The sequence below is a fragment of the Methylobacterium sp. J-092 genome (assembly GCF_022829325.1).
Taxonomy (GTDB): Bacteria; Pseudomonadota; Alphaproteobacteria; order Rhizobiales; family Beijerinckiaceae; genus Methylobacterium.
The window spans coordinates 1-5,603 of sequence record NZ_JAKSXU010000150.1 but is presented as its reverse complement, the minus strand read 5'-3'; the positions used below and the strand labels follow the sequence as shown (position 1 = coordinate 5,603).

The following is a 5,603-nucleotide window of genomic DNA, read 5'->3' as shown; positions in this document are numbered from 1 at the left end:
CCTCGACAGCAGCCTGACCGCCCGCAAGCAGCTCGCTGACGAGCTGCACTACACCGGCGACAAGGACGACTTGGCCACGATGAACGTCTGGCTGCACAAGCAGGTGGTCCAGAAGTTCGCGGAGAACGGCGGTAAGGTGCCGGCCGACTTCCAGCACGCCTGATCGCCGCGTTTCGGCTTAGCCTTTCGCAACCAGGTCCGATGTGGGGTGCGCGCGAGGTCGAGCCGGCATCGGACCCGAAGGGCACGCTGTAGGCGGATCAACTGGACTGTGGGAGGCGGCCCTGCTGTGGGGTGGGAAAGCAGGGCCGCCGCAGCGGATTGGGGGCGATCAGCTGGCCGCCTATGCAGCGTAGCTCAGCATGCGCCGAACAAGTTGCCGAAGGATGAGCGACGAGACGACGGCTCTGGTCCTAGCGCTCGCGACCGAGAACACGAAATTGCGCGCGGCGCTCGCCGAGGCTCAGGAACTCTTAATCGAGACCGCCGTCGATGCCGGCGAGATGCATGCCCGTGTGGAGGAGTTGCAGGCTGAGTTGGTCGTGGCCCGCGCAGACCGCGATGCCTGGATGATCTGCGCGAGGCGGCAAGCGTTATGACCGACCCCTACGCCTACCCGCCCCACGCTCTCGATCTCAATGCCAAAACGCCCCGCGCACCAGACTGGCGGCGGGGCGAAGTTGGTTCGGGAGGAGACGCACAGCGGGTAATCTCAGGTCATAACCCGTGAGCGATCGAAACGACTTGAGCAAAGCCGCCACGACGCTCTTACGAGACAGATACTCAAAAGGTGAGCCTTAAGATTTGATCGAATTATTATCGAATTTCCCAAAAATTCAAATTTTTTATTCGTTTACTGCGTTCATTTCGTTCTTTTGATAATATGAAAGGCGGTGGCCTATGCGACGTTCTGTCGCCGTCGCTGCCGGTCGGCAACTTCGGTAACGCCCGCGCCGGCGGAATTTTTCCCCGATCGGCTGGCGCGGGCGCCAAATGCTGGAGGGCACGCGATGGCTTACAGTGTCAGGGTGCAGCAGATAGGTTCAGCCGGCACACCCAGCGGGAAACCTTTGCTCTACGAAGCCGACAGCGAAATCGAGGCTGTCACAATCGCGGCTTACGAAGTGGACGCGCACAGATCCAGTAAGCGGCGCATCGCAATGGTGTGGAACCCCACCGGGCACCTTATGCTCTCTTACACAGGTCGCGCGAGGGCCAGGTCTGATGCAGACCGAGGCTGAGCGGCTGGCTCAGATCATTTATGATCGCGATGCGAAAATACTGATCAGCTTCCTGCTGGCTTTACAGGTCATGATGCTCGGGGTGCTGCTGTGCTTATGAGGGAGGGCTTACTTTGGGCACACTTCCCTCCGCCGAGTCCGTTCCTCATCCGCTACTGCCTCCACCGCCGCAATAGCGTTCTCAAGCTCCGCAATCCGCTTCAACGTGCTGTCGGCTGGCATCGTATCGTACTGAGCGGCTTCCATGATTAGGTCGCGCTGCCGGGTCTTGAGGCGGTCCAGAAGGGCTTCGAGCTTATCCATGGCGCGCTGTAGCGAGGCGTGCCTTTCTCGACAACATCGAGCTAGTGACGTGTGATCCGAGTTGACGGACGCGCGAGCTAAGTGATTGTTGGACAACTCCGGCTGGGCCATCTTAGCGCTGTCGGCCGCGCATGGTTCGGTCTGGAGACTTACCCCCTCAAGGCTCCTCTCGCACGATCCGTCCTGTCACTCGCCTTTGGTGCGGCCATGCTGGCCTCGCCAGCTTTGGCGCTATCCGCCAAGGACTGTTCCGTGAAGTACCAAGCCGCCAAGCAGGCTGGCACATTGAACGGGCAGTGGAACGACTTCCAGAAGGCTGAGTGCGCGGCACCGTCTGACACGTCCACAACCCCCACCGCGAACCCATTCTCTGCCATCCTGGTCATCGTGGCCAGCATCGGGCGCATGGAAGGCAAAAGCGCGGTGGCAGTCTAAGGCTTCCATTGCCTACTCGACCTTTCCTCAGGCAACGACTCTTATCGAGGCGCTTTGGCCGTGAGCCATGGAAGCCTCGGCTTCTGTCGGATCCAAATTGCTCTCTAGTTCACCGGCTTCCCGGCCGATCGCTTTTGCCAGCAGTTGCGCACGCCAAGCCCAAAGATCTCTTTCGCAACGGATCTCGTCCGACTGCTTCTGCTCAAGGGCGAGGGCGATGTGCAGGTCATCGAGGTCATTGCGAAGGTCGGTCGTGCGCTGACGCTCTTGGGCGAGAGCATCCCGCAGGAGGGCTAGGACCGCATCGAGCTTGCTGGGATCCGCCTTCAAGGCTTCGGATCGGGCGAGTTCGGGTTTCGCCGGCGCGCGCTTGAACGACGGGGCCGCTTCGTCCCGATAGCGCGAGCGGGTGACCAGCTCCGCCTCAGTCGAGGCCTGGAAGGCTCGGCCAGGTTCCAGCAGCTCCGCGCGAACGCGCTCGACGTCCAATCCGGTGCAGGGCATTTCGGCCGTCTTGGAGATGTCGACTGTCTTAGGCAGCTCGGCAGGAACGGGCGCGGCGGCCGGGACGCCTTCCTCATCCAGCACCAAGTCGTGCAGCATGGCGAAAACCGCGTCGCCGTCGAGCCGGGTCAGATCGAAGCCGCTCGCAGCGGCGATCCCCTCCCAACGGGTGCGGCCGGTCGCGGACTGGCCCACGAAGGCCATCGACCAGTTCGTGAAGCTGCGGCTCTTGGCCGGGCCGCATTGCAGAACCGTTACGTCGCCGTGGCGCGGGTCGCACTGGATGCGCTCGAAGGTGCTCTCGACACCCGGCTGCGGGCCTTCCAGCACCTGCGCGAACGCGCCTGCGTTGAACATCAGCGCACCAGTGACGTCGACCTTGGCGTTGTTGCGCTGAGACGCGGCTAGGATTTGCGAGACGGCTTCGGCAACCTCGGCGTCCGTTCCCTGCAGGTGGTTCTTGCTGGCATAGACGAGGCGGTAGAGATCACTCACGGCAAAAAGCTCCAGGCGGAAAGATCGGTCAGTAGGCTGTGAGGTCGGCGGAAAGGAACTTCAGAACCTCGGAGGCGGGAACCGGCTTGCTGATCAGGTAGCCCTGAACATCGGTGCAGCCCTCCGCGCGGATGCGCTCCATCTGGTCAGCCGTCTCGACGCCCTCGGCGACGGTGGTCATGCCGAGGCTCTTGCCGAGACCGGCAATGGCGCGAATGATCGCCTCGCCGTCGCGCTTGCCGGACAGATCGCTCACGAAGGATCGGTCGATCTTGATCTTGTCGAAGGGAAAGCTGCGCAGGTAGCTCAGGGACGAGTAGCCGGTGCCGAAATCGTCCATCGACACGCGCACACCAAGTTCGCGTAGGCGGTGCAAGGTCTGCAGGGTTTTCTCACTATGCTGCAGGAGGACGCCCTCGGTGATCTCCACCTCGAGGCGCGTGGCGGGCAGCCCGGAGGCGGCCAGCGCAGACATGATCATCTCGACGAGACGCTCGCTCTTGAACTGGGCCGGCGAGACGTTGACGGCGACCGAGAGTGGGGCGGGCCAGGTCACCGCATCGCGGCAAGCTTGGCGCATCACCCATTCGCCGATCGGCACGATCAGGCCGATCTCTTCGGCCAACGGGATGAAGTTGAGGGGCGAGACCATCCCGCGCACCGGGTGCTGCCAGCGGATCAGCGCCTCGCAGCCCACCAGCCGGTTGCCTTCCAATTGAAGCTGCGGCTGGTAGTGCAGCTGGAATTCACGACGCGCCAGCGCTTGGCGCATGTCGAGTTCGAGTTGCCGGCGCGCCTGCATACGCGCATCCATCTCCGGCTCGAAGAAGCGGTAGGTGGCTCGCCCGTCGAGCTTGGCCCGGTAGAGCGCAAGGTCGGCGTTCTTCAGGAGGGTGTCGGCATCGCTGCCGTCGCCCGGCGCGAGCGCAACGCCAACGCTGGCCCCGATGGTGAGCAGGTGGCCGTCGACCATGTAGGTCCGTCCGATCAGGTCCACGAGGCGGCGGGCCAGCGCCTGCGTGTCGGCGGCCTCTTTGACGCCGGTCTGTAGGATGACGAACTCGTCGCCGCCGATCCGCGCCACGGTATCGGTCGGCCGCACGGTGGAGCGCAGTCGATCGGCGACCTTCTTCAGCAGGGCATCCCCCATCGGATGACCCAACGTGTCGTTGACGGGCTTGAACCGGTCTAGGTCGATCAGCAGGACGGCACACGCCTCGCCAGTGCGCTGCAGGCGCCCGATTGACTCCTTAAGGCGCTCACGCAGGAGAAGCCGGTTCGGCAGGCCTGTGAGCGGATCGTGCCGAGCCATTTCGTCGGCCTGAACTTCGGCGGCCCGACGCGCGGTGACGTCCTCGAACGTGATTGCCCATCCTTGATCGGCGACGGGGTATAGGCCGATGCCCAGGAGGTGTTCATGAAGCGTAATCTCGAAGGTAGAGCTTTCGGCTTGTGCAAAGGAACGACGCAGCTGCGCTCGTACCTGCTTCCAATGATCTCCCGCGCTGTTGCGAACGATGCGAAGGATGTGTCGGACAGAAGAGCCTTCCGAAATCAGTGCGTTGTGACTGCTGAGAAGGCTTAGCGACTGACCAGAGACGAGGATGACGCGCCCATGCTCGTCGATTAGTAGCAAGCCATGCCGAACAGAGTTCAGGTAGGGCAGCAACATCGGCAATGCCGTGGCAGCGCTCCGGAGGCTGGATTGCTCAGGAGCTTCGTCGTGCATAGATTTGGACACAACGCGTAAGGGCGAAAGCATGGCAAGAAGCCTTCAGGTCGCACCCGACCTGCGCACAAGCGCACACGAGCGATCAGGCCGATCATAGCGAGAGACAGCTAAATGTTTCTTAAGTCGCTATTTCGGCTTTTGACAAAGGTCGTTTATGCACTTTTCTGTGACAATTATCTTCATCCATTGACTAATCAATAATATCACTCCTAAAAAACAAATATTTCAAATTTATTATCAAAAACAAAGAATTCATTAAATAATACGGTAGTGTATTAGGTTTTGATTGATTTGTAATTGCTTGAAACGGGCTAGCAAAGATCCGCCTAAGCAAGACGGCTATCCCATTTTCTTTTTTATCGGTTATTCGACCGTTTTCCCGACTCGCAAGGCTGCACGCAGCAAGGTCCGAGAAGGGTGGCTACCGGACCTTGGTCTCCGATCCAGAAGCTGACGTTCCACATCCGACCCAAGTTGAGCGTTGGATGTACTCCGTCAGTTCGGGAAAGGGCACCTGTCCGACCCCGAGGCCGAAGCACTATCCGGGCTGATCGAGGCGCGGCAACTGTCCGAAACCGAACGATCTGTCGAATAGGCCAAGAACCACACAGGGAGCCCCAGGAGCCGCGTTCGGTCTCGGCCGCCGACGGAACAGCCGGATAAAATAATAAGAATAATTAAATCTATGATTGTCTCACGAATTAAAATCCCTTATCCAACTTGCAACTTCATTCACCGGTAGAGGGCGAGCGGGTCGCGCCCGGGCGGCCCGAGGTCGATCACCGTCGCCCCGGTCGCGTCGTTGCGGATCATCGTCCCGTCGACCAGCGGCAGCGCGCGGGCCTTCAGTCCGTGGATGGTGACGCATCCCCGGGGCGCACCGCGAAGGCCAG

General features: G+C 61.0%; 5 protein-coding genes. 3 read left to right on the top strand and 2 right to left on the bottom strand.

Annotation, left to right across the window (positions count from 1 at the left end; genetic code table 11):
- From MKK60_RS18715 to MKK60_RS18700, 3 genes are all read left to right on the top strand, one after another.
- Window positions 1–163: DUF3597 domain-containing protein (locus tag MKK60_RS18715; protein ID WP_243988138.1), on the top strand; the 163-nt coding region annotated here is incomplete at its 5' end.
- Between the two features lie 223 nt (window positions 164–386).
- On the top strand, window positions 387–599 hold the full coding sequence (locus tag MKK60_RS18710; protein WP_243988137.1) for a hypothetical protein: 213 nt from the start codon (window positions 387–389) through the stop codon (window positions 597–599).
- 1,197 nt (window positions 600–1,796) lie between these two features.
- Complete coding sequence (locus MKK60_RS18700) at window positions 1,797–1,979, top strand: hypothetical protein (RefSeq protein WP_243988139.1); 183 nt, start codon at window positions 1,797–1,799, stop codon at window positions 1,977–1,979.
- Between the two features lie 27 nt (window positions 1,980–2,006).
- Here the strand turns inward: MKK60_RS18700 and MKK60_RS18695 are convergent, their stop codons facing one another.
- Both MKK60_RS18695 and MKK60_RS18690 read right to left on the bottom strand, forming a co-directional pair.
- Window positions 2,007–2,978 carry a BLUF domain-containing protein gene (locus tag MKK60_RS18695; RefSeq protein WP_243988135.1) on the bottom strand — a complete coding sequence of 324 codons (972 nt, stop codon included), beginning with the start codon at window positions 2,976–2,978 and terminating at the stop codon, window positions 2,007–2,009.
- 28 nt (window positions 2,979–3,006) lie between these two features.
- Complete coding sequence (locus tag MKK60_RS18690; protein ID WP_243988134.1) at window positions 3,007–4,650, bottom strand: putative bifunctional diguanylate cyclase/phosphodiesterase; 1,644 nt, start codon at window positions 4,648–4,650, stop codon at window positions 3,007–3,009.
- Window positions 4,651–5,603 lie beyond the last annotated feature (953 nt).